Below are 21,843 nucleotides of genomic sequence, written 5' to 3' on the forward strand. Positions count from 1 at the left end.
GCCACTAAAGGAGTAAGAAATGGCAAAAGAAGCAACCCTCTACCAACCAGGCGATCGCATCGACTATACCTGTACAGCTGCAGTCGATGTGGGTGAAGTCGTCCCTCTCGGGACATCTATGATCGGCATCGCGAGTACGGCCGGGCTGACGGGCGAGGTTATCGCACTCGAAGTCGAAAAGGTCTGGGAGATCCCCGCAGCGGATGCAGATGCAGTTGCGATCGGAGACCTTCTCTATTTCGACCCGACGAACCGCGTACTTACCACCGTTTCTGCGGCTATGGTCCGCGCCGGACGTGCCCTGAGTGCAAAAGCGGCCCTGGCCGCCGGGAGCATCTACATCAAGATCAACGCGGCGTAAGGCGGTGACCTATGTATGTTGAACTTACTTCCAAGGAGAAGCTGCGCGGGAAGGTTCGCGATGCCGGCGATATCGTCGACGTCGGAGGAGCACTTGGCGAACGCCTTGTCCTCAACGGACATAAGCCTTCAACGGCGGCGGCATACGCCGCGGCGGCCGAAGGAGCCCCCATCATCTCCGATGAGGAAATCAATGGTCTCGACTACAAAGAGCTGCAGCAGCTCATGAAAGAGCATGACGTTAATGCAGATGGAAAAAGCGCAGACGACTACCGGTCTGCGCTCAAGGCGTTCTTCGCATCGAAGCGTGGCGGCTGATCATGAAAGTCGTTATGAAGGTGACGAAAAAGTACCCAGGCATCACGTATGAAGCCGGCAGTACCTATGACGTCGCCGACCCGATCGCCAAAGAGTTCATCGCGCAGGGCATCGCTGCCAAGGCGCCTTCACGCAGCAGCAAGAAGGAAGAGCAGTGAGCTTCATGGATATGGCCGCCGGAGATCTCGATGCGTTCTACGAAACGCTCGGTGATGATGCGTCGGTCTCGATCGGGGGCGGGGAACCGTTCGCGGTCAAGGTCATCCCGGACGACGACATGCTCGTCGAGTACGCTGAGTTCGATATCTACCGCGTGATCGCGTCAAAGGTCCCCGGGATCGATACGGGCGACACGCTGACGATCGGAACGGTCGACAAGACGATCCGGAGCGCGAAGCCTTCGCGTGACGGGAGCGAGATCTACGTAGGGGTGGACAAATGACGGAAGCGCAGGCAATCGTCCGTATCAAGGCTGTCCTTGAACAGCATATCCCTGTGTACAAGGTGGTGCGGCTAGATGCCGATCCGCTGAACCCGACGCAGTACGTCGCCAGGTTCGCCGCGATATTCAAGGAGGGCGAGATCACCCAGGCGATGATCTCCGATATGCTCAAAGAGTATACAGACAACGGCGGGGACCTCGAGTTCGACGGCACACGCAAAGAGCTCGACAACCTTGATTTCGACGTGATGTTCGTCAAGGCGACCATCAACGCACATGAACAATAGAAAGGAGCCTAGATGATTCTTGCCGACGCAACCGTTGAGTGTACGCACGACGGGTCAGCCGTTGTTGGTAACGGCGCCATCTACAAGAAAGAGCGCAACGTGGATCTGCAGTTCGAGCTGGAAAGCAATGACGTCGATTCCATGAGCAACACCTTCGCCCAGAAGGATACGATTTTCTCGACGACAAATAAGACCGTCGCATTTTCGTTTACGACCGTCCTTGGGAAACTGGGCACAACCGGCCTGACGGTCACCGACACGATCGCAGATGGTGTCGCCGATATGATGAAGATATCCAATCTCACCATGGCCGACGGCACGCCGGTCGGCGGGCTCAAGGTCTTCGACTTTACCCCGAACAGCACACGCCAGGGCGCAGGAGAGGTGACCGTCAAGACACCCGACCGCACGGTGGTAATCGAAAAGGCCAATGCTGTAGTCTCCATCAGCGTCAGCAAGGGGGGAGAGACGGAGCTGAAGTTCGACGTCACAGGCGTCGTCAAGAGCGACACAACCGGGCAGACGAATACGCTTTCCGACCCGGTCAAGCCGAAGGCGTCTGTCCTGACCACGACCGACGGCATCAACACCGGCGTGACGGTCAACAGCCAGATCGTCGACCCGCTTTCGGTGAGCTTCGGCATGAACATCGACCGCAACTACGCCCGGGGACTCACGGAGATCCTGAACATTATCAACAACGCTGACCACCAGCTCTCCATCAGCGCTTACCTGTCGTCCGGGAAATTTGAAGAGGGATATGACGCCATCGTCTCCGGTACGGAGATCGCGGTGCAGGTCGACTTCGAAGACACTTCCGACACAGTGCTCTGGGGGCTCAGCATCCCGAAAGCCAAGGTGATGAATACGCCGAACCGTAACAACACGGACGGCGTCTATGCCATCGAGAAACAGTACCGCTGCCGGCCGACCGCCGGAAACGACAACTTCACGCTGAAGTACTACAGCGACATCGCGGCCGCATAACGGCCGGCGGCTTTTCGGTTTGAGCCGCTACAAATCAACCCGAAAAATCAAACCGGAGAAGACCATGCTTAAACTGAAGCTTGACCGTAAAAAGATCGATTTTGAATACGAGTTTGCCGACGGCACAAAAGAGACGTTTTCATATCTTGACCCGACGACAGCACAGCTGGAGTGTATCGTTGGTGCTGAAGGTGTAAAACAGGGAATGCAGGCCATCAAAACCGTCATGCATGGTTGCCTCAAATCAGGCGGTGAAGGTGCCGTGGACAAGCTCGTTGAGGAGCAGACATCCAGCGGAAATATCTATGACTTCAAATCCATGCTCGACGTAGAGCTGGGAAAGCTGAAGAAGAGCGCGAAAAAAGGCTAAAAAAGTATGTCAAGCAGCTCCGAGACAGTAATGGAATGCACCCGAACTATGATAAGAGTGAGCGGGAATTTTTTGTTGCGCGCGGCACGGTCTTTCTTCAAGATGAATGGGACTGGGCCTATCTTGACTGCTACATGCTGTCAGCCGAATCAAACGGCTTCGGCGGGCTCAATGTCAATGCGATGGTCGTTGACAGGTTTTGTGAAAAGTACGGGCTCGACTTCATCGAGACACTAAAAGTATGCAAGAGGATGCAGGAGTAGAAAATGAGTAACCAAATCGCGCTCAAGATCAAAATCGACTCTGATACGAAAGAGCTGCTCCTGACGCGTACGGAGGTCAACAAGCTCGGGCAGGAGTTCAACCGTACGGAAGACTATGCCACCAGGTTTATGAAGAGCATCACATTAGGTGCAGGTGTTGTCGCCGGGTATTACGCACTCAAGGAGACCGTCGCACAGGCCATTGACAACGGCGTCAGATTCAATGCGCAGCTGGAAACGATGCAGATCGGGATCGCCTCCCTCATTTCCGTCAATTCCGATAATGAAACCCAGATGGGGCGTACGCTTTCACAGCAGGAAAAATTCCGTATGGCAATGGCATCGAGCAGCGATGTCATTACCATGCTGAAGCAGGCCAATCTTGAGACGTCAGCGACACTTGAACAGCTAACCCAGGGGTTCCAATCTGCGGTAGGGCCATCGCTTAAGGCCGGCATGAGTCTGAAGCAGACCGTGGAATACACCAAGCTCATGACGCAGGCCGCTGGGGCGATGGGGCTCCCGATGGATCAGCTTGCGCAGGAGATGCGGTCAGTCGTATCAGGGACCATCGATGCCAACTCCGTTGTCGCAAAAAACATCGGCATTACAAATGAGCAGGTTAAAGCTGCAAGAGAGTCAGGAAAGCTATACGAGCTGCTGACAGAGAAGCTATCAGGGTTTGCCGCGGCCGGCCGCCAGGTATCAGATAGCTTTGAAGGCTCTGTGTCAAATATGAGCGACGCCTGGGACGGTCTGACAGGAGAGCTTACAAAGCCAATTTTCGACAGCGCCAAAAACGGGGCTAATATCCTTGCAAACGTTTTCAACGATCTTACCAAGAGCATCCATAACAGCAGGCTCGAGGTACAGCGGCTCCAGGACGTCGCAAAATCTAAAAGCATCGAAGACATCAAGGCACAGATAGCAGGTATCAAGGCTCAGCTCAAAAACGATCATGCAAATGCGATCACAGCGGGAATATCAAGCTTTTGGGAAGCAGCATTTGGAACAAGCGGCGGTGCAGAAGCAAAGCAGAAGCAGCTGCAGGCAGCACTGGCGGAGGCAGAGCGGAAACTGAAGCGCCTACAGGAGGCCGGGAAAGATGCACTGAAGCCTCTTGGGGACAGTGCCGGCGATGCCGCGCAAAGCGTCAACAACTTGAATGGCTCTGTCAAATCGCTTGGAGATACCATAGAAGAGGAGCTTGACTACATTGTAGCTGAGGCAGACCGGGCATATGAAGCGCTCCAAAAACTTCAGCAAGACCCAGAGCTCGACCAGTGGGGTAGCCAGCTATCCTCCGCGATGAACGTCATCACGTCGGGCGTCGACAAGATCAATGACAAATACATGGCCATGCACGACGTAGTCAAGGATCTCTTCGACGAGAACGAAATGCAGAGGTTCTATGCCGCGTGGCAGAAAGAGGCCGAAGGCTCCATGGAGGACGTCGCCCAGAGCGGCGGCTGGCAGGATGTCTGGACCGAGAATGCCGCGCAGACATTCACCAACGCCATGCAGCTCGCGCTCAACGGCGAGTTCGATGTCAGCAACTTCACCAACAACATCGCAAATTCCATCGCGCAGAGCCTTTCAAAGCTCGGGCCGGAAGGCGCCGTAGCCGGGGCGCTTGTACAGCTCTACGAACCCATCCTCAAAGCCGTCAGTAACCAGATTGGAGGTAAAAGCTACGAGGGCGGCATGATCGGCACGGCGCTCGCAGGGCTGACCGGCGGGCTGACAGGGCTCGGCATCGGGGCGCTCTTCGGCGGCAGCGGCGGCAGCGGTGTCGGGCTCATCGGTACGAATGCAGGGAAGATGACCGTCAAGTCCAGCGGAGGGGCATCCGGCGACTGGGGCGACATCATCACGGCCGATACGCTTCTGCGCGTCATGACGGCAGCATACAGTGAGTCTTCAGTTGCTGGGTATACCACCGGCGGAAAAGTATCGGCAGACTGGAACAACGAAAAGGCGCTTCAGCAGGTCCGCGGCTTCTTCATCGCGTTTGACTCCATGGGCGCGGAGCTGGCCGGCATCGACCCGCTCGAGATGGCGTCAGGGTTTTATAAGTCCGTCAAGAAGTTCAATGATGCACTCGGAAAGGGGATGCTCGAGTCCATCACAGGCGCCAACGCTGATGCACTCTACAAAGAGTGGCAATCCTATGCGAAGGAACAGGGTGTCGAGACCATCGACGCCATCCTTGGGTCGCTTCAGACAGCGTTGACCGCTCAGCGCTACGTAGACGTCTACAACGCCGGAAGCACGACGACCGAAGCTCTCGGCCTGTTGTCGGAGTACGCACAGGCTGACCTTGAGCGCTACGCGAAGAGCATCGGTGCCGAGGGGGTAACACTGCAGACCTACAATGACCTCTATGACCAGATGATCACCACCAGCCCGACGCCGGAGATGATCGACGCCTGGGCACAGCTGGCAGAGATGCTCATCGCCGCCGACACCGCGGCGCAGAACTATCAGCAGTCGCTCATGGCAACGACGACGGCAGTTGAAGAGGTAGTTGCCGCAGATACAAGTGTGCAGGATAGCCTGGTGCAATTCTCAGACAACATGCTCAGCATGGTCCACGACCTTACCGTACCGACGGTTCCGCTGAATAATTACACCTATACACCGACCGTATCATACCAGCCAGCCATCAGTGTCAATGCCACGATCGACAGCGAGACGAGGACTATGATGTTCAATATGTCAAGGGACATGAACGCATTGCGTAACCAGTTCCGGGCCGTCTTCGACGGTACATCACAGGACGGCGTCGCACTCCGCACAAAGGCTGTCGTATGACACTTCTTGTGCCGAAAGACTTCAACCTCCTAGCCAGCAGTGCAATCGACGATAAGTACCCTGCATGGGATTCGCTGCAGACGTATGCGCTCAATAACATGGTGATGTATAACCGCTACTACTACAAGTGCGTCGAAGCAACACCGTCGTCTTCAACATGGGCCAATAACATTCAATACGCCAAAGGCGACCGCGTTGACTACTCTTCGGTGACCTATGTCATGATCAGCGACTATATCAAGCTCCCGCGCCCTGATGTAGATGCGCGATATACGCAACAGACATATACCATATGGAATGACACTACGGCGTACAGCGTTGGGGACATCGTCCTGAAGGATTCGTGGTATCCATCTTTCAGACAGCTATATCGCTGTGTCCAGTCCAATACCGGACAGCCGCTGACAGATACGAATTACTGGGAGCCCGCCACACTTTGGGTTGACTCCGTCTTCTACCCACTCAATGCATTTGTTACCCTTGGGACAGGACCAGGTGTACCGTATGTTGTCAACACGGCAATTACGGCGGATGCCCCGAACACTGATGCAACAAACTGGGCCGTACCGACACCGGAGTACGACACGGTATCGTGGCTCAAGACAGGCCCTGCGAACAGCCTCATGATGTTCGACAGCCAGAACACGACAAAAACCTATGGTTCAGGGGATCTGTCAGTTGGCATCGGGGGCTATGAGATAGATGGACTTTTCTTTTCAAACCTGGAAGCAGACAGTATCACCATTGAAGTATATGACAGTGTCACGGAAGAGCTCATCGAAAGCCATACGGAGGATCTCACCTTCGAGCCTGAGAACTGGTTGGATTATTTCATGGGGACATGGATGGCTAAAAGCATGGTGTCCTATACCTACTGGCGCACTTCAATCGTCAGAGACGTTGTCATCGCCGTCACTATCGAAAATGGCGGGGATGATGCTGCATGCGGAGTCATGATCATCGGGGAAGCCAAGCCCATCGCCGTCTCTATCTGGGATGTGCGCCGCGGAGGTGTCGACTACACCGTCGTCACGCAGAATACCGATGGTAGTTCAACGGCGACGGAAACGGCCGTCTACCTCCCGCTGATCGATATTGACTCCATCGTCGATACGGATGCCACCGCCAGGGTGATCGCTGACCTGGAGGCAGTAAGAAATACCCCCATCGCCATCATCGGCGACGAGAGCGATACCTACGAGGCCGTCAATATTTTCGGTGTCATTTCATCCTTCGGCGTGACCCTGCAAGGGCCATCAAAATCAACAGTGTCACTCGAAGTGACTGGACTTTACTAAAGGAGAAAACATGCCAACACCTTCCTTGACTACGACGATAACGGCACTACCTACACCGCCGTCGAGTACGGACAAGACGAACTTTAAATCGAGGGCTGATGCTTTCCTCGGCGCGCTGCCGACGATGGGTACGGAGTACAACGCAGGTATTACGGAGCTCAACCAGGCATTCACATGGATGGCAGAGCAGGTGACGCAGACTGGGAATAATGTGACAGCGTCCCAGCTCAGAGCATGGGAGGCCATGGCGGAGCGCCTGACGGCCGTGAGCTATGCCATGGAGCCGGAGGACGTACCTGTCAAGATCTACACCTCGGTCGGCGACGGAACGTTCACGGCGACCGACACCAGCCCGGCGGAGTACTCCGCGCTGCATTATGAAGCGAAGGCCGCAGCCGACAGCAGCAGCAGCTCATCAAGCGCAACTTCCTCCCAGCTCAAAGCATGGGAGTCGGAAGCACAGCGTCTCACTGCAGAGAGCTACGCGACAGAGCCGGAAGACACCCCGGTCAAGATCTACACGTCGAACGGCGATGGTACATTCACGGCGACACCGACAAACCCGGCGGAGTACTCCGCGCTGCATTATGAAGCGAAGGCCGCAGCCGACAGCAGCAGCAGCTCATCAAGCGCAACTTCGTCCCAGCTCAAAGCATGGGAGTCGGAAGCACAGCGTCTCACAGCAGAGAGCTACGCGACAGAGCCGGAAGACGCCCCGGTCAAGATATACACCTCGAACGGCGACGGGACGTTCACCGCGACCGATACAAGCCCGGCGGAGTATTCGGCGCTGCATCACGACTTGAAAGCAGCAGCAAGCGCCCAGTCCGCCTCGGATGACCGCGCTATCGTCGAGGACGTCGCAAGCGGGATCGGCCTCGCTGAAATCTACGACATCAATCTTATAGGAGTTCAAAATGTCAACAACCCTTGATGCAAGACTCGCGGCGATTGCCGCCATCACTGCAAATGCACCCTCTGCAACGGTGCAGAGCATCGCCTATATGGCCGACGCAGTCGATGCGGTCGCGGAGGACCTTTGGCAGACGCAGGAGTGGATCGCCGCGAAGCAGGCGGTCATTGATCGTGTCGCAGCACTGTGTGCCACGGAGACGGACGGCCGTAACCTCGACTATCTCGCCAACGCGGCGCAGAAGCTCGACCGGACGTTCGACCCTGACGACTACAGCGATATCTACACAATCGGCGACGCAGGGACAATCGGGTACGGCGTCGCAGCGCTGCGCGACAGCGAAGTGCCAGCGGGATGGTTCAAGCTCTACGGGCATGACGACAAGACGAGCCCGAATTACGGCAACCTTATTGATTGGTCGACGAGCATTGGGGTTCACATTGGGAAGTTCTACATAAACTACAATGTCGATAACATATTCGAAACCGCCATCTATGCGAAAACCGGCTTCGTCGTTCATCCCGCCTTTTTGAATGCAGGCACAGAGATGAACGGGATGATCATCGACAAATACACCTGCGGAAATGTCAACGGTATCTTCTGCTCCATCCCCGGGATCGACCCGTGCAGCACAAGTACATCACATAACCCGATCAGTAACCTGAACGGAGCACCGCCGAATCGCCACGGGGGCATCTACGCCGCGGTAGCGACACGCGGTGCGGGATACAACGTGCCTAGCATTATGCAGTACCGCGCGCTGGCTGACTTGGCGAAGGCCCATGCCGATGCAGTACCGTCGACCGCAGAAGCGGCGTGGATGGACGTGCTCCCGTACGCGCCGAAGGGATGCAATAACAACGCCTTGGCCGATACGAATGACAGCGGCGTGACGTTCACTGCATCCGGCTACAGCAACTGTGCGCTGACCGGGTCCGGCATACCGTTCGCAAAAACAACGCACAATGGGCAGGCTTGCGGCGTCGCGGACCTGAACGGAAACATGTGGGAGGTCGCATCAGGCTTCACGCTGCTCGAAGCCGTCGTCGGTGTGCCGGCGGCAACGGACTTCAAGATCATCAAGCGCAGCGTCGATCTCCGCGACATCATCAACGACGATACGACCCAGGGGCTCGGAGGGGCATACGACCCCGACCTGTACGACGCGCTTGACCTGACCGGGTACGTTGCGGCCGACCTTGCAAGTCGGTACGGAAACGGAACGGAGACAGTTTTCGAAATGAATACCGATACTGCCAGTGATGCGTACAAGCGCACTTCGGTCGGCATCCCCACCGCCCTCGGCAGGAGCTCTGTGGGGTCTACCGCTTTCGGGAACGACTATTTCAGAGAATACTGGAGTAATCAAATGGCCCCGCTTGTCGGCGGGAATTGGGCCTACGATACGAGTACCGGCGTGTTCGCGCTCGATCTGTCCTACTACCGGACGACCCAGGGCGCCGCTGTGGGTGGTCGCGCCTCGTATTTCTTGTAGGGCTGGCACTTCAGATCCGGCAGACGCCTACCGCGTCTTTGACCTGATCACGGAGTGCCGGAAACGGATATATCAATTCAATACCAACTAGGAGCAGACAATGTTTAAATATGTAGCGTACACCACCGCCGAAGATGAGTTTACGCGGTACGAGTTTATCGAGCTTGATGACCGTACGAACGTTCACAGGTTCAGCGTGCCGGTCGTGTCGGTCGAATATGCCGATGAGCAGGCGTTCGCCGACCTCATAGCGCATCAGCCTGTGCAGATCGGAGTTGTGGAGATTACGGCAGAGGAATTTGCGGCGCAGGTTGAGGTGAGCGCGCAGGTCAAACGTATCCGAAACATGGGAGCCGACCTCATGGCACGCGAGCTGGAACCGCTGTCAGTCAGATACCCGCAGGAAGAGCGAGACACATGGCCGTCACAGCTCGAAGAGGCAAGGGCATACCAGGCCAGTGGGCTCGACGCCGATGCGCCGAACCTCAAGAAGCTCGCCGATGCAGAGGGCGATACGGTGGAATCGTTCGCCCTGGCAGTGTTGGCAAAAAAAGCCGCGTTTGATGATATGTGGAGCACGGCGCTGTCGCACAAGCGTATCTTTGTGCGTGACGCGCTGGCAGCAGTCGGAGTAGGAGTTTGACATGATGCTCCTTGAAGAAATGAGCCAGCCGGATAAGAAGAAGCACTTCATCTATGAGGCAGTGGTGGCAATCATCGCCGTCGTTGCTTTCATTGTGCGGAGTCTCTACCGTACCGGAACGGTAGACCTGATCGATGCCGGCCTCGTTGGTCTTGCTGCAGCTGCAGCGGCCGGGTTGCTCAAAGGAGTGCTCGACTGGCTCACAAGGTTCTCCTGGTGGCGCGAGCACATTTCGAGTAAACCGTGGTGGCCGCTCACGGAAGAGGGCCATGTCGATATCTATGACTTCATCGCAGGGATGGCCGGCGGCGCTGCCGTCTCTATCCCGGTGATCATTGCAGGGGCGATCTGGAAGCTGATTGCCATGTTCATATAGGAGCCATCACCTAATGTCAACAGTCGCCACATCAAAATCGGAGGTCAACACCAATGCCAAATAGAATAAAGGAGATTGGCACCGGGATCATCATGAACTGGCTCCTTGGCGGACTTGGCCTCATCATTGTTGCGACGATGTCATACGCTGGGACACAGGCGACAAAGGTTCCGGCACTTGAACAGAGGATCGAGGACTGCAAAGAGAGCCACAGGGCGCAATCTGAAATAAACAAAGAACTGATTGCCCTCGTCAGGGATACCAGGGAAGAACTCGCCGGGGTAAAGGCCCAGCTATCTCAGCTCAACAAATCACTTGACCGGATTGACAGGAGAAGATGATGGCAACCGCAGCAGAAAAGACCGAACGCCGCTATCGGATCATCAAATGGCTTCTAGCATACGGGGCTGTGTTCGGGATGGCCGTTCTCTATCTTCTTTACAAGGGAATTGATGTGTCAAAGGTCGAATGGCTTGGAACAGCTGTGTTAGCGACAACGGTGGCGCCCGCAGTGCTCAACTGGTTCTCAAAGCCGCCAGCTGACGACAGCGCTTTGCAATAAAGTAATACAGAAGGAGAGAGGCCATGTGGAAAGAAAACCTTATCGAACAACTGAAAGAGCATGAGGGGTTCCGCGGGGATCCGTATGACGATCACCTCGGGTTCCCCACCATCGGGTACGGATGCAAGCTCCCGCTGAGCAAAGAGGAGGCGACCGTGGTACTGAAGATGCGCCTCGAAACGAAGATATCCCAACTCGAATCGGCCGGTGATGTCTTTGAAACGCTCCCGGACGCCGCGAAAGAGATCATCGCCAACATGGCGTACCAGATGGGCGTCGGCGGCGTCATGAAGTTCAAAGACATGTGGGCCGCACTCAGCCGTGGAGACTTCCCAGCAGCCGCGGCCGCCGGAAGAGACTCCAGGTGGTACCGCCAGACTCCATCCAGGGCCGAAGAGCTGATGTCAAGACTGGAGGTGCTGTGATGGTACCGCTTAATCTTGTGCTTATCGCCGGCGGCGTAATCCTGTCGGCTGTTCTCACCGGAGCGTTCTTCCTGCGCATCTATATCGCTTCTCTCAATGGCGATATCGACGCCAGGGACCAAACGATCATCCAGATGAATGAAGCGTACATCGCGGAGCATACGGCAAAAGCCAACTGCGATGCGAACGTAGTGACACTCCACGCTGCTATTGACGAGAGTAACGCAGAGGTCGAGCGCTGGCGAAAGAAGCCGCCGGACGTGAAGGTCGTGACCGTGACGCAGGTGGTAGAGAAACTGAAGATCGTCCGCAGCGACGACAACGTATCAGAGGAGGAATGCTATGAGACACACTCTGTACTCGAGGCCGTGAGGGGGGCAGGACTATGAAAGCAGTACCGATGAAGCTGATTCCAAACGATGAGGGAATGCATACCTTCGTGAAGTGTCCAGTCGAGGAAGCTACGCACGTAAAGTTGATGCTACCGTGCCACCCGGCAGGATATCCAACACATCTCCCAGTGCAGTTGAGAGGGTCTAGAGCGGATACCGGAAATTGGTCATGGAACGGCGACACTGAAAAACCAACCCTAAAGCCTAGTGTTTTACTTGGACCTGTTCCTTGGGGCCCTGAAATGAAAATCTACCGAAGCCACTCATTTATCAATGATGGAATGGTGAAGTACCTTGACGACTGCTCGCATGATCTCAAAGGTCAGACGGTAGAACTGTTGGAGGTGGACGATGAGTAGAGTTGCCGCATTACTGCTGCCAGCCACGCTGATCTTTAGCGGCTGCACCTGCAAGCAGGAGATCCGCACCGAGTTCGTCGACCGGCCGGTCAAAGTGAAGGTCCCGGTCCCGTGCCGCGTCCAGGAGACGAAGTGCTATGACATGGCCGACATGAACGACAGCGAGGTCGTCATCGAGCTGGTACGCTGCATCGAGGCGCACCGGGAAGCAGAGAGGGTATGCCAGTGAACGAAGGCCCGAAATTCATCTTCTGCAAGTGCGGAGCGCACTACATCGACAGCTATCCGAAGTGCCCGGAATGCGGAAAGGAAAACGAGGAATATAAAGGGGAGGAAAAGAAGAAATGAGGCGGGGCACGCCGTGCCCAATGTATATGCCAAATGTGTGCCGATAGCATATAGTAGAAGATAAAAAAGTTTATGAAGTCCCTATTTTAGGCACTTGTAAAAATGGTGCTGGTATCAAGTCTCTCTCTTGACACCATCCTAATCAATTTTCCTTTTTTCAGACTTTCAAACCTATGCATTTTAAACGCATCCGATTCGTGCTCTTTTGACGCACCAGCGGCATACTACCGGCATCTACTCCGAGTGTTTTCCTGATATAAGAAGCCTTCTCGTTCTTCGGCATCAATGAGCTACAAGCCTTCAAGCAGTTCTTTCGGTATATTTGTGAGGGGTACAATATTACCCAGTATCTATTCATAGAAAGCATCATTCTAGACTGATTTTGCAGCCTATACCCGACACCGTTTCAATGCATGAGCAATTAAGTTTTGTACGCAGCCGGTATATAAGTGTCCGGACAGTCGATGTGCTTATTGGATTGTCTTGATAAATGAGATTTTCGATCATTTCGAAGGTCACTGTCCCCCCGTTGGCATCAATGAGAAGCAAAAGCAGTTGCAATTCATTCTTCCCCAGGGGAACAGTTACGTTGCAGTGGTAGAGCTTTTCACTTGCCCTGTCAAAAGAGTATCCTTCTCCTAGATGAAACAAGTTGGAAACGGGTTGATACTTTTTTTGTCTATTAAGTTTGTATTGCGCCAATTGCAAATTCGTTCTGATATCATTCTCACAGAACGGTTTGAGAATATATCCTAACGGTTGTGTCTTCGCTGCACGCTCGACGGTACATTCATCACTATTGGCAGTAATATAAAGAACAGGGATATTGTACTTTTCAAGTAAAAATTCGGCCATATCTATACCGTCATACGACGCATTAAGATTGATATCCATCAAAACAAGGTCCGGTAGCTCTTTTTGGATTTGCCGAACAACTTCATCGAATTCTGACAGGTAACCGGTGACCTTGTATCCCAATTTTTCTAAAATCCCTGCGAGGTCAAACGCAACAATAGCTTCATCTTCTACGATTAGGATCGAGCACTCATTCATTGCTTTTCCAGATAATAGTATGGGTCACACCCTTTCGGCTTTGGGTATCGATACTTCCTTTAAGTTGCAGCGTCACCAAAATATCAACAATCTTTAGCCCCAGCGACGTACTGGAACTTCTGGCTGTATTCCCTTTTCCATTGTCTTTAACGATCAGCGTATACAAGTCACCTTCGCGTTTTAGACTGATATCTATTTTGCCTTTATTTCCATCAAATGCATGTTTCATACTGTTGGAAACCAGCTCATTGAGAATAAGACCGCAATAGATTGCCTGCTGCAATGGAATAGTGGTCTCGATGCTGTAGGTAACGGTAATATCTTTTCCTGAAGCCTGTAGCACGTTTTTCAGGTCTGCGATGATCCGTTCGAAATAAGTTTGTGCATCGATATGCGTCATATTTTCCTGCATATAAAGCAGCTCATGCAGATGGCTCATCGCTTTTATACGGCTCTGAGAGACCTGCAAAAGATCGCGTACTCTCTTTTCTTGCGTCATATTCCCCTGTAGGTTTAAGAAAGAGAGTATCAGCTGCATATTGTTTTTAACACGGTGATGGATCTCCTTGTAAAGCAACGCCTTTTCTTCTAAAGCCTTCTTCAGTTCGCTCGTACGTTGTTCAATCAGGTATTTAAGTCGTATCTCTTCGCTACGTTGCTGGTTGATCAGTCGGGCATTGAGTCTGTTTTTCTGCTTCTGCAGCTGTCTCAAACGGTCGGCAAGGGCAATAGAAAAAATCAGGGCTTCCAAGAGCAGACCTGTTTCAGCCGGGTACTTGAATACTTTGGCAATAGAATAGATCCCTGTAGAATCCAGTACGACAAGAATATACACAACAGCAATACAAGCCTGTCCTGCCAAGATAAAGTAAGCCTGCCGGTTGCGCCTAATTGCCGCATAGAGAGTGATGAACGCCGTATAAAGCTGCACGATCAGGAAATAGAACAAGTCGAGCTGTGCCAATTTGCCCGTAAAGAACAACAGCGCAACGAACGGCACCGGGTACAGCAATACTTTATAGATCTGATGCGGCAAGGGATACTGCCTGGTATTGATAAAAGTCTGTACAAAAAGCGCGCTGGTCAAAACCAGCAGGGCTATGATAAACGGTATGCCGTAAATGCCTATAACGGTAATAATAGTTTGCGGGAAAAGAAGATAGAAGTAACCGGTAACATGGGCCTGGTTGAGTACTGCGCCGAGTAAAAAGCCAATATAGTATAAATAGCTTACGTCCCGGGTAAAGAAGAAAATAAACAGGTTATACAAAAATAGTACGGCCATCCCCCCGAAAAAGAGGGCGATGTTGCGCTGATGCCGCATCTCTTCTTTGTAATAGTATTGCGGATCGTCAAGTGCCATTCCCAGGGTCAACGGTAAGATGAGAGAGTAGGCTTTCAGGTAGTATGTACGCTGCGTGTGAGCGGGCAAAACAATCTGAAAGACAGGGGTAGTCGTCATCCGATCATCCGCGACATGAAAGAGCCCTTCATGCCGTGCCTCGTTCTCGCTAAAAAGAGTGAGATTAGTCGTGACCGGATTGGCGTATTTCAACAACTTTTTGACAGGAACATCTGAGTTATTGGAGAGTTCGAATTTTACCCATACCGTGAACCCAGGAGCTAAGCCGTATTGGAGGATGTTAGATTCATTCCTAGTGAATTCATCTTCATAGCGATCAATGCTATCTATAGCCACCTTATTGGAATGATCGATAAAAACCTGACTCTGAGAGAGTACGTCAATCGTTCCTACATCTTCTGTGACATCGATCGCAAAAGCTTGGCTTGACAACAATATACCAAGTACAAGGAGAAATATTTTCATAATGGATCTTCATATTTTTACACTGAAACAATATACCTGATCATAATATAACAATTATTTAAAACTATCCACCCTGCTCTCATGTGACACCATATGTGACGTGCAGTGCATACAATTGGGAAAAGAGAATATAAAGGAGCGCACATGAAAATGATGCAAGGTCTTATCGTTCTAGTACCGATAGTAATGCTATTGACAGCCTGTGTTGGCGGAGGTTCAGGTGGTGATGGAGATTCTGAAGATGGAGCAACCATCTTCATAGGAAAATTTTTAGGTCCTGCGGTTGCTGGGTTATCCTACTCCTGTTTTGATCCACAGTCTCAAACCAGTTTGGATGATCCATTGCCATTTACCGATCCAGTTGGTTCGTACACATGCCAAGAAGACAATCAAACAATCGAATTCAGCATTAATGGCTACAGCATCGGCTCCACTGCTTTTTCCAATTTGCTAACGCCCTATGATCTGAGTACCGATCCTGTCGTCGTCACCAATATCGCCCAGCTGTTGCAGACCCTTGATTCGGACGGTGATGTATCCAATGGAATAACAATCGAACAGAGCGGTGCCATGTTTGACGCAATGGGGACGTTGAGTGTCGCACTGGATGATCCCGACTTCGACGCTATCGTCTCAACTGCACTGGGAAAAAACATTGTAGACGAAACGACGGCAATGAGTGCACTGGATGCCGCTATTCCCAACGATGAGTTTAGTGCCGATGACATCAAAGCTGCTCTGGCGGGTAAAACTGTTTACCCCTCACTGTATGCACAATTGATCCAGGATGGAGAGCTGTACTTTAGTTCAGATGAAACAAGTTCAAAACAGGAGTGGATCTTCGCTGCGGACGGGTTAAGTGCAAAAATGTCCGGTGTTGATTATTGGGGGTCGTGGTCCGGCAAGATGAAGATCGGCTATAGTGACGGGTACTTTACCGTTACAGGGGAAGAAACAAAAACCTTTGTGGTACTGGCCATCACCGACACCTATATGGATACAACCCAGGGGAAACTCTACTTCACGAATCAGGAGGACGCTTACTCCGATGTTATTTCTGCATCACTAGCAGGAAAAGAATTCGAATTGATGGGCGTCTCTTATACTGGTGAACCAATAGAAGGAGGCATTCAATTTCACCTTAGCGTTGACGGGGAAAATGCAGATGTATTGATAATGAATGGTTCTTCTAACGAGACGGTTCACCTCTACATTACCTATAGCGGAAATACGATTACTTTCACCAATCAAGATACTCCCGAAACATCGTACACCTGGACTATCTCGATGCTTGCAACTTGGGGGATGCGTCTGGAAGATGCCAATCATAACGAATATCAAACAGGTTGGCAGTCATTCTAATTGTTTGATGAGATCTTTCCTGTCGCCACATGTCAACGACATGCGGTGTGGGAAGTAATGCTGCTTCCTCTCGCCGTTTGTCTTTGTCAACGAATGTCTTGTGCTTCGGGGTCATTCTCATCCCCTTGCAATTACATGTGACATAGGACATAACGTCATTAGTGTTTTTTACAAAATCGTATATACCTATTTTCTCTCATTTTTCAAGTTTCATTACAGCGTCATTCAGATAATTGCGTATCTCCTTTAACGACTCACGCACCTGGACATATTTTTCTCTTATTTCCGGTTCATCAAAATAGAAATCGTCGCGATCGTACGTGCCGATTTTGTTCAGGTTTTCAAACGCCATGTCGATATGCTGAAGACGCTGTTCAATACTTCTTATGAGTATTTTCTGATGATGACTTGACATTTAGTTTCCTTTGATTTGAATATGCGAATTACTAGACTGCAGATTATGTTCGAAGCGTGCCCTTTTACATCATTGGCATGCTGCCATCACCTATTTAGCATGTTTTCCTGATATAGAAAGCTGCGTAGTTTTGTGCCGTATTCTTCGGCGTCGTATGGACAAAATCCTCGGCCTCGATAAGCTGCAGACCTACAGGGAGTTCCGCCGCCATCCTTTCCCGATCATAGCGTATCGTACTCAAACCGGCACATTCGGTTTCCCCGTCAGCGGCAAAGGTGTTGATAACGGCGGTGCCGCCGGGCAGCAGGGAGGCATGCATTATTTCAAAATATTGACGGCGCTCTGTCGCATCCTGCAGGAAGTGGAACATCGCCCTGTCATGCCAAACCCGGAACTGCTTCTGAGGGTTAAGATTGACGATATCCGAACAGACATAGACGGGGATGTCCGCATCCGACGCCAGCCGATCCCGCACGATCTGCAGCGACGCTTCGGAGGCATCCAACAGACAGAGGTCGCGATACCCTTTCGCGATAAGATTGTCGACCAGCAAGGAGGCTCCGCAGCCCACATCGATGATTGCGTCATCCGGTTGTGCAAATCGCTCTATCTGCGCTAGGGATTTGGCAGGCGTGGTTTGATGCCATAAGACATCGGTATAGGTTTTTGACCTGAAAAGGTTCTCCCAGTGTTCCTTGCGAAACGCGTCTGCCGCACTTTTTTCTACGCCTTCTGCCGTCTTCGCCATATGGTTCCTTTCGCGTTCACTGGTGATACCGGTGATACGAGCGTACCCTCGGCAACAGAATCAGCTCCGGAGCTTTAGGAGAGCCCCAGCTCTTTGTCGATGTTCTTCTGGTCGAAGCCGCAGATCCAGCGGTTGCCGATGAGCACGACCGGGACGCCGCGGCAGCCGTGGCGCATGCAGTCCTTGGCCGCCTTGGCGTCTTTGGAGATGTCGATGGTGCGGAACCTGATGCCTTTGTTCTTGAGGTACTTCTTGGCCTTATCGCACCAGGAGCAGCCCGGCGCCGTAAAGAGGGCTACGGGCTTCTGGCTTGTGGGCTTCGGCTTGCCGCCGGCTTTTGAAGCGGCAGGCCTGGCACCTCCCGGCTTTTTCCCCTGCGGTCTGCTTTTGGGTTTCTCCGCCATTGCTCTGTCGCCCTACTCTTTCGTCACGATATAGAGCTGCTCGTGGTTGTACTTCTTGAGCAGGTCCATGACCGTCACGAAGTTCTGAAAGGTCGCGTCCTTGTCACTGCGCAGCACCACCGTCTGGTCCTTGGGGATCTCCGCAATGCGCTTTTCCAGCTCCGCGACGCTGATCGGCGTCTTATCGAGGTGGTACTTCCCGTCCTTGGTGACGTAGACGTCGATCTCTTTGTGGTCCTCTTTCTTGTCCGCGGACTTGGCATCGGGGAGTTCCACGGGCAGAATCCCCTGCTTGATGAATGTCGCCGTCGTCACGACCATGACCAGCAGCACGAGGAGGATGTCGATCAGCGGGATGACGTTGATCTGATCAAAGCGTTTACGCTGCATCCCGCTGATTCCCTTTTTGCGTGTTGACGTCCCAGTAGGTGAGCAGCCGTTCCATCTTGCGCAGCAGCGCCGTATAGAAGACGATGGAAGGGATCGCGACAAGGATACCGAAACCGGTCGCCTTCAGCGCCAGCGCCAGCCCCGTCATGACTTTTTTCGTATCGACCGCGCCGATCTCGCCGAGACCGTAGAAGGTGATCATGATCCCCAGGATCGTTCCCAGCAGCCCGACATAGGGCGCATTGGCACCGATCGCCGAAATCGTCGAGAGATTGTCGCTCAGATCAAGCTCCAGCAGCTCTTTGCTCTCATAGGAGTTGACGTCGACGCCTCTGTAATACATCAGCCGCTCAATAAAAAGCCACAGAGCGATCACACTCATCACCAGCAATGTCCCCATGACTCCATAGTCCAACAACTGTTCTGCCAACTCCAACCAATTACCCTGCATCTTCTGCTACCTCCGCTAAATTAAGTGTTACCGTCGTCCCCTGCCCCGGCGACGAATCGATACTGAGCCCGATCTTGTGCCGGTCGCAGTAGCGTTTGACGAGATCGAGCCCGATCCCGTAGCCCGGGAGAGAGTCGTCACTCTGATAGTAACGGTCGAACACCTTGAAGAGCTCGACCTCATCCATGCCCCGCCCCTCGTCCCGGATCTCAAGGCGCTTGGCTTTCAGATTCAGGCTTATGGTCGTCCCGCCGGGGGAGTTCTTGACCGCATTGTCGATCAGGTTGTCCACGACTTTGATGAAGCCCATTCTATCGAGTTTCAGACTAACGGGCTCTAAATCACACGCCAGCGTGACCCCCGGGTAGATCTCCTGCAGCGCCTCGCAGCGCTCCTGCAGCAGCGGGGCGATCGCAACGGTGTCGATCCGCTCACGCTGCATCTGACTTTTGATCAGGTAGTCCAGTTCATCGTAACGGGCTTCCAGAAGTTCGCAGGCCGAGGCGATCCGGCCGATCCGTTTGCGCGACTTTTCATCCGTGCACCCCTTCTCGAGCATCTGGGCGTTCGTCTTGATCGTACTGACAGGGATGTTCAACTCGTGCAGCGTCTCCTTGGAAAAGCGTTCCAGGGTTTCAAAGTGGCTGATAAGAGGCTCGATCGCGATCTTGGAGAACATCCACCCCAGCAGCAGGGCAAAGGGCAAGGCGATGAAGAGCAGCGAGACAATGGAAAAGATCCCGAACTGCAGTTGGAGAACAAAGACCCCGGCGACTATTGTCAGCACCGAGACGACATAGAAGAAGGCGATCGCCAGGAAAAAGTTACGAAACAAGGCGATACCCCACCCCGCGAATATTTTCGATCATCTCCGCGCCGATCAGCTGTTTGATCCGGTTGATGTAGACGCGTACTGCCCCTTCACTCCCCGCTTCGCCGGCGCTCCAAAGCACCTCCTCGATCATCCCCTTCGTGACGGTCTTGTTGCAATGACGCATCAGAAGGGTCAGCAGGTCGTACTCTTTGCGCGTCAACTCCAGAGGATCGCCGTCAAAGAGGACGGTATGATGTTCCGCATCATGACAGAGACGCCCGTTGCAAAGCCCCTCGAGGCGGCCGCTTCGGCGCAGCAGCGCCGTGATCCGCCACAGCAGCTCATCGTTGTCAAAGGGTTTTGTGATGTAGTCGTCCGCCCCGGCTGTAAAACCGTCTTTGCGTTTCTCTTTTTCTTTGTGGGATGTCAGGAAGATTGTTGGCGTCGTATCGGACGCGGAACGCAGTTCGGAGAGCAGCGTCAGCCCGTCAACCTGCGGGACATTGATATCAAGGAGGTAGAGGTCGAAACTCTCCCCGAACGTCACATCGAGTGCTTCCTGGCCGTTGCGGCACCAGCGTACACGGTACCCCTCATCCTCCAGCAGATCACCGAGCGTTTCGCCCAGCAGCAGATCGTCTTCAAGCAGGAGGATGCTGGCCGTCGTCATAGCACGTCTTCGATACTCCAGCCAAGCGTTTCGCCGGCGAACATCGGAACGACGTCGCCGTATTTGGCCGGTACGGTGAAGGGGGTGTCGGAGAGGGTCACCTCTTTGAACTCGGGGCAGATGCCGTAGACGCTCTGGGCATTGTCGCTGATAAAGGCCTGCAGGTTCTCCAGTTTCCCGTATTGGTCGAAGAGCTCGCACAGCGCCTGCAGCGCGATGGGAGCCGTAAAGACGCCGGCGGCACAGCCGCAGGCCTCCTTTTTATGCTGGGGGTGCGGTGCGGAGTCGGAGCCAAACATCACCTTCGGATGCGCCTCAAGCGCCACTTCAAGCAACGCCTCGCGGTCTTCGGGGCGCTTGGCAATCGGTTTGCAAAAGAGGTGTGGCCGCATCAGGCCGCCGGCCACGTCATCGAGGGTGATGAGGAGGTGATGCAGGGTGATCGTCGCGTAGAGGTTGGGATATTTGTCCAGCATATCGACTGCCGCCTTGGTCGTAATGTGTTCCATCACGATTTTGAGGTCGGGGAAGTTGGAGGCGAGCATCTCGTAAATACTCATAAACTCCGCTTCGCGGTCCATGACAAAACCGTCGGTCTCGCCGTGGATCAGCAACGGGATCTCCAGGGCTGCCATCGCCTCGAGGGTCGGACGCATGGCGTCAAGGTCGAAACTGCTGACCCCACCTTCGGAGTTCGTCGTGATCCCGGCAGGATAGAGCTTGATGGCGAAGATGTCGTCGCGCACCTCCTCGAGGAAATCGCGCTCATAATGCTGGTAGAAAAGGGTCATCATCGGCTCGAAATAGTCCGCATTTGTCGTTTCAAACAGATCGTCCTCGTCGCTCAGCGGCGTTCCGAGGGCTGTGAAAATACGCTCTTTGTAGGCATGAACATCCTCTTTTGTCGTGACCGGCGGGACGAGGTTCGGCATAACGACCGCCCCGCTGAAGCTGTAGGCGCTGAGCGGGGCGACCGTCTCAAGCATTACCCCGTCACGGAGGTGGAGGTGCATGTCCAGTGGCATTAAAAGCGTATGTGTTTTCATCAAAATCCTT

At 53.3% G+C, this 21,843-nt stretch carries 31 protein-coding genes; 21 read left to right on the forward strand and 10 right to left on the reverse strand.

The window, feature by feature from the left end; all coding sequences use genetic code 11:
* The first annotated feature begins 19 nt into the window (after positions 1-19).
* The 20 genes from ACM66T_RS10205 to ACM66T_RS10300 all read left to right on the forward strand — a co-directional run bounded on the left by ACM66T_RS10205 (position 20) and on the right by ACM66T_RS10300 (position 12,533).
* Complete coding sequence (locus ACM66T_RS10205; RefSeq protein ID WP_416768518.1) at positions 20-361, forward strand: capsid cement protein; 342 nt, start codon at positions 20-22, stop codon at positions 359-361.
* A gap of 11 nt (positions 362-372) precedes the next feature.
* Positions 373-678: a hypothetical protein gene (locus ACM66T_RS10210; RefSeq protein WP_416768519.1), complete on the forward strand. Its 306-nt coding sequence runs from the start codon at positions 373-375 to the stop codon at positions 676-678.
* Between the two features lie 2 nt (positions 679-680).
* Entirely contained in the window at positions 681-836 is a 156-nt protein-coding gene (locus ACM66T_RS10215; protein WP_416768520.1) for a hypothetical protein, read from the forward strand.
* Positions 833-1,120 (forward strand): hypothetical protein, encoded by a 288-nt coding sequence (locus ACM66T_RS10220; protein ID WP_416768521.1) that lies wholly within the window; start codon positions 833-835, stop codon positions 1,118-1,120. The genes ACM66T_RS10215 and ACM66T_RS10220 overlap by 4 nt, the downstream gene beginning before the upstream one ends.
* A complete protein-coding gene (locus ACM66T_RS10225) occupies positions 1,117-1,407 on the forward strand; it encodes a hypothetical protein (RefSeq protein ID WP_416768522.1) in 291 nt (96 codons plus the stop codon). Before ACM66T_RS10220 ends, ACM66T_RS10225 begins: the two co-directional genes overlap by 4 nt.
* A gap of 12 nt (positions 1,408-1,419) precedes the next feature.
* Positions 1,420-2,394 (forward strand): hypothetical protein, encoded by a 975-nt coding sequence (locus tag ACM66T_RS10230; RefSeq protein ID WP_416768523.1) that lies wholly within the window; start codon positions 1,420-1,422, stop codon positions 2,392-2,394.
* Between the two features lie 64 nt (positions 2,395-2,458).
* Positions 2,459-2,764 (forward strand): hypothetical protein, encoded by a 306-nt coding sequence (locus ACM66T_RS10235; protein WP_416768524.1) that lies wholly within the window; start codon positions 2,459-2,461, stop codon positions 2,762-2,764.
* A 35-nt stretch (positions 2,765-2,799) separates the two neighbouring features.
* Positions 2,800-3,027, forward strand: coding sequence for a hypothetical protein (locus tag ACM66T_RS10240; RefSeq protein WP_416768525.1), 228 nt, complete (start codon positions 2,800-2,802; stop codon positions 3,025-3,027).
* A 3-nt stretch (positions 3,028-3,030) separates the two neighbouring features.
* On the forward strand, positions 3,031-5,841 hold the full coding sequence (locus ACM66T_RS10245) for a hypothetical protein (protein ID WP_416768526.1): 2,811 nt from the start codon (positions 3,031-3,033) through the stop codon (positions 5,839-5,841).
* Positions 5,838-7,139 carry a hypothetical protein gene (locus ACM66T_RS10250; RefSeq protein ID WP_416768527.1) on the forward strand — a complete coding sequence of 434 codons (1,302 nt, stop codon included), beginning with the start codon at positions 5,838-5,840 and terminating at the stop codon, positions 7,137-7,139. The genes ACM66T_RS10245 and ACM66T_RS10250 overlap by 4 nt, the downstream gene beginning before the upstream one ends.
* A gap of 10 nt (positions 7,140-7,149) precedes the next feature.
* Positions 7,150-8,073: a hypothetical protein gene (locus tag ACM66T_RS10255; protein WP_416768528.1), complete on the forward strand. Its 924-nt coding sequence runs from the start codon at positions 7,150-7,152 to the stop codon at positions 8,071-8,073.
* The gene (locus ACM66T_RS10260; RefSeq protein WP_416768529.1) at positions 8,057-9,547 is read left to right on the forward strand and encodes a hypothetical protein; all 1,491 of its coding nucleotides are present in this window, start codon (positions 8,057-8,059) and stop codon (positions 9,545-9,547) included. Before ACM66T_RS10255 ends, ACM66T_RS10260 begins: the two co-directional genes overlap by 17 nt.
* A 100-nt stretch (positions 9,548-9,647) precedes the next feature.
* Positions 9,648-10,190 carry a hypothetical protein gene (locus ACM66T_RS10265; RefSeq protein WP_416768530.1) on the forward strand — a complete coding sequence of 181 codons (543 nt, stop codon included), beginning with the start codon at positions 9,648-9,650 and terminating at the stop codon, positions 10,188-10,190.
* A 1-nt stretch (position 10,191) separates the two neighbouring features.
* The gene (locus tag ACM66T_RS10270; RefSeq protein WP_416768531.1) at positions 10,192-10,566 is read left to right on the forward strand and encodes a hypothetical protein; all 375 of its coding nucleotides are present in this window, start codon (positions 10,192-10,194) and stop codon (positions 10,564-10,566) included.
* A 53-nt stretch (positions 10,567-10,619) separates the two neighbouring features.
* A complete protein-coding gene (locus ACM66T_RS10275; protein WP_416768532.1) occupies positions 10,620-10,907 on the forward strand; it encodes a hypothetical protein in 288 nt (95 codons plus the stop codon).
* Positions 10,907-11,128, forward strand: a complete 222-nt coding sequence (locus tag ACM66T_RS10280; RefSeq protein ID WP_416768533.1) for a hypothetical protein — start codon at positions 10,907-10,909, stop codon at positions 11,126-11,128. Before ACM66T_RS10275 ends, ACM66T_RS10280 begins: the two co-directional genes overlap by 1 nt.
* Positions 11,129-11,151: 23 nt before the next feature.
* Complete coding sequence (locus tag ACM66T_RS10285) at positions 11,152-11,553, forward strand: glycoside hydrolase family protein (RefSeq protein WP_416768534.1); 402 nt, start codon at positions 11,152-11,154, stop codon at positions 11,551-11,553.
* Positions 11,553-11,942: a hypothetical protein gene (locus tag ACM66T_RS10290; RefSeq protein WP_416768535.1), complete on the forward strand. Its 390-nt coding sequence runs from the start codon at positions 11,553-11,555 to the stop codon at positions 11,940-11,942. Before ACM66T_RS10285 ends, ACM66T_RS10290 begins: the two co-directional genes overlap by 1 nt.
* Before the next feature lie 89 nt (positions 11,943-12,031).
* Complete coding sequence (locus ACM66T_RS10295) at positions 12,032-12,304, forward strand: DUF6527 family protein (RefSeq protein WP_416768930.1); 273 nt, start codon at positions 12,032-12,034, stop codon at positions 12,302-12,304.
* Positions 12,297-12,533 carry a hypothetical protein gene (locus ACM66T_RS10300; RefSeq protein WP_416768536.1) on the forward strand — a complete coding sequence of 79 codons (237 nt, stop codon included), beginning with the start codon at positions 12,297-12,299 and terminating at the stop codon, positions 12,531-12,533. Before ACM66T_RS10295 ends, ACM66T_RS10300 begins: the two co-directional genes overlap by 8 nt.
* A gap of 485 nt (positions 12,534-13,018) precedes the next feature.
* Here the strand turns inward: ACM66T_RS10300 and ACM66T_RS10305 are convergent, their stop codons facing one another.
* Both ACM66T_RS10305 and ACM66T_RS10310 read right to left on the reverse strand, forming a co-directional pair.
* On the reverse strand, positions 13,019-13,705 hold the full coding sequence (locus tag ACM66T_RS10305) for a response regulator (protein ID WP_231018896.1): 687 nt from the start codon (positions 13,703-13,705) through the stop codon (positions 13,019-13,021).
* Positions 13,698-15,533: a 7TM diverse intracellular signaling domain-containing protein gene (locus tag ACM66T_RS10310; protein ID WP_231018897.1), complete on the reverse strand. Its 1,836-nt coding sequence runs from the start codon at positions 15,531-15,533 to the stop codon at positions 13,698-13,700. The genes ACM66T_RS10305 and ACM66T_RS10310 overlap by 8 nt, the downstream gene beginning before the upstream one ends.
* Before the next feature lie 144 nt (positions 15,534-15,677).
* Between ACM66T_RS10310 and ACM66T_RS10315 the strand changes: the two genes are divergently transcribed.
* On the forward strand, positions 15,678-16,895 hold the full coding sequence (locus ACM66T_RS10315; RefSeq protein WP_231018898.1) for a hypothetical protein: 1,218 nt from the start codon (positions 15,678-15,680) through the stop codon (positions 16,893-16,895).
* A gap of 196 nt (positions 16,896-17,091) precedes the next feature.
* Here the strand turns inward: ACM66T_RS10315 and ACM66T_RS10320 are convergent, their stop codons facing one another.
* The 8 genes from ACM66T_RS10320 to pyrC all read right to left on the reverse strand — a co-directional run bounded on the left by ACM66T_RS10320 (position 17,092) and on the right by pyrC (position 21,833).
* Positions 17,092-17,310, reverse strand: coding sequence for a hypothetical protein (locus tag ACM66T_RS10320; RefSeq protein ID WP_231018899.1), 219 nt, complete (start codon positions 17,308-17,310; stop codon positions 17,092-17,094).
* Between the two features lie 94 nt (positions 17,311-17,404).
* The gene (locus ACM66T_RS10325) at positions 17,405-18,058 is read right to left on the reverse strand and encodes a class I SAM-dependent methyltransferase (RefSeq protein ID WP_231018901.1); all 654 of its coding nucleotides are present in this window, start codon (positions 18,056-18,058) and stop codon (positions 17,405-17,407) included.
* Between the two features lie 74 nt (positions 18,059-18,132).
* Positions 18,133-18,462, reverse strand: a complete 330-nt coding sequence (locus ACM66T_RS10330) for a glutaredoxin family protein (RefSeq protein WP_231018903.1) — start codon at positions 18,460-18,462, stop codon at positions 18,133-18,135.
* A 12-nt stretch (positions 18,463-18,474) separates the two neighbouring features.
* Positions 18,475-18,852 carry a biopolymer transporter ExbD gene (locus ACM66T_RS10335; protein WP_231018905.1) on the reverse strand — a complete coding sequence of 126 codons (378 nt, stop codon included), beginning with the start codon at positions 18,850-18,852 and terminating at the stop codon, positions 18,475-18,477.
* Positions 18,842-19,303: a TonB-system energizer ExbB gene (exbB, locus tag ACM66T_RS10340; RefSeq protein ID WP_231018906.1), complete on the reverse strand. Its 462-nt coding sequence runs from the start codon at positions 19,301-19,303 to the stop codon at positions 18,842-18,844. Before exbB ends, ACM66T_RS10335 begins: the two co-directional genes overlap by 11 nt.
* Positions 19,293-20,138, reverse strand: a complete 846-nt coding sequence (locus ACM66T_RS10345) for a sensor histidine kinase (RefSeq protein WP_416768537.1) — start codon at positions 20,136-20,138, stop codon at positions 19,293-19,295. The genes exbB and ACM66T_RS10345 overlap by 11 nt, the downstream gene beginning before the upstream one ends.
* Positions 20,128-20,787: a response regulator transcription factor gene (locus ACM66T_RS10350; RefSeq protein ID WP_231018908.1), complete on the reverse strand. Its 660-nt coding sequence runs from the start codon at positions 20,785-20,787 to the stop codon at positions 20,128-20,130. Before ACM66T_RS10350 ends, ACM66T_RS10345 begins: the two co-directional genes overlap by 11 nt.
* Positions 20,784-21,833, reverse strand: a complete 1,050-nt coding sequence (pyrC, locus tag ACM66T_RS10355) for a dihydroorotase (RefSeq protein ID WP_231018909.1) — start codon at positions 21,831-21,833, stop codon at positions 20,784-20,786. The genes ACM66T_RS10350 and pyrC overlap by 4 nt, the downstream gene beginning before the upstream one ends.
* Between the last annotated feature and the right edge of the window lie 10 nt (positions 21,834-21,843).

Origin of the sequence: Sulfurimonas sp. ST-25 (assembly GCF_048079205.1) — a bacterium.
GTDB classification, from domain to species: Bacteria; Campylobacterota; Campylobacteria; order Campylobacterales; family Sulfurimonadaceae; genus Thiomicrolovo; species Thiomicrolovo sulfuroxydans.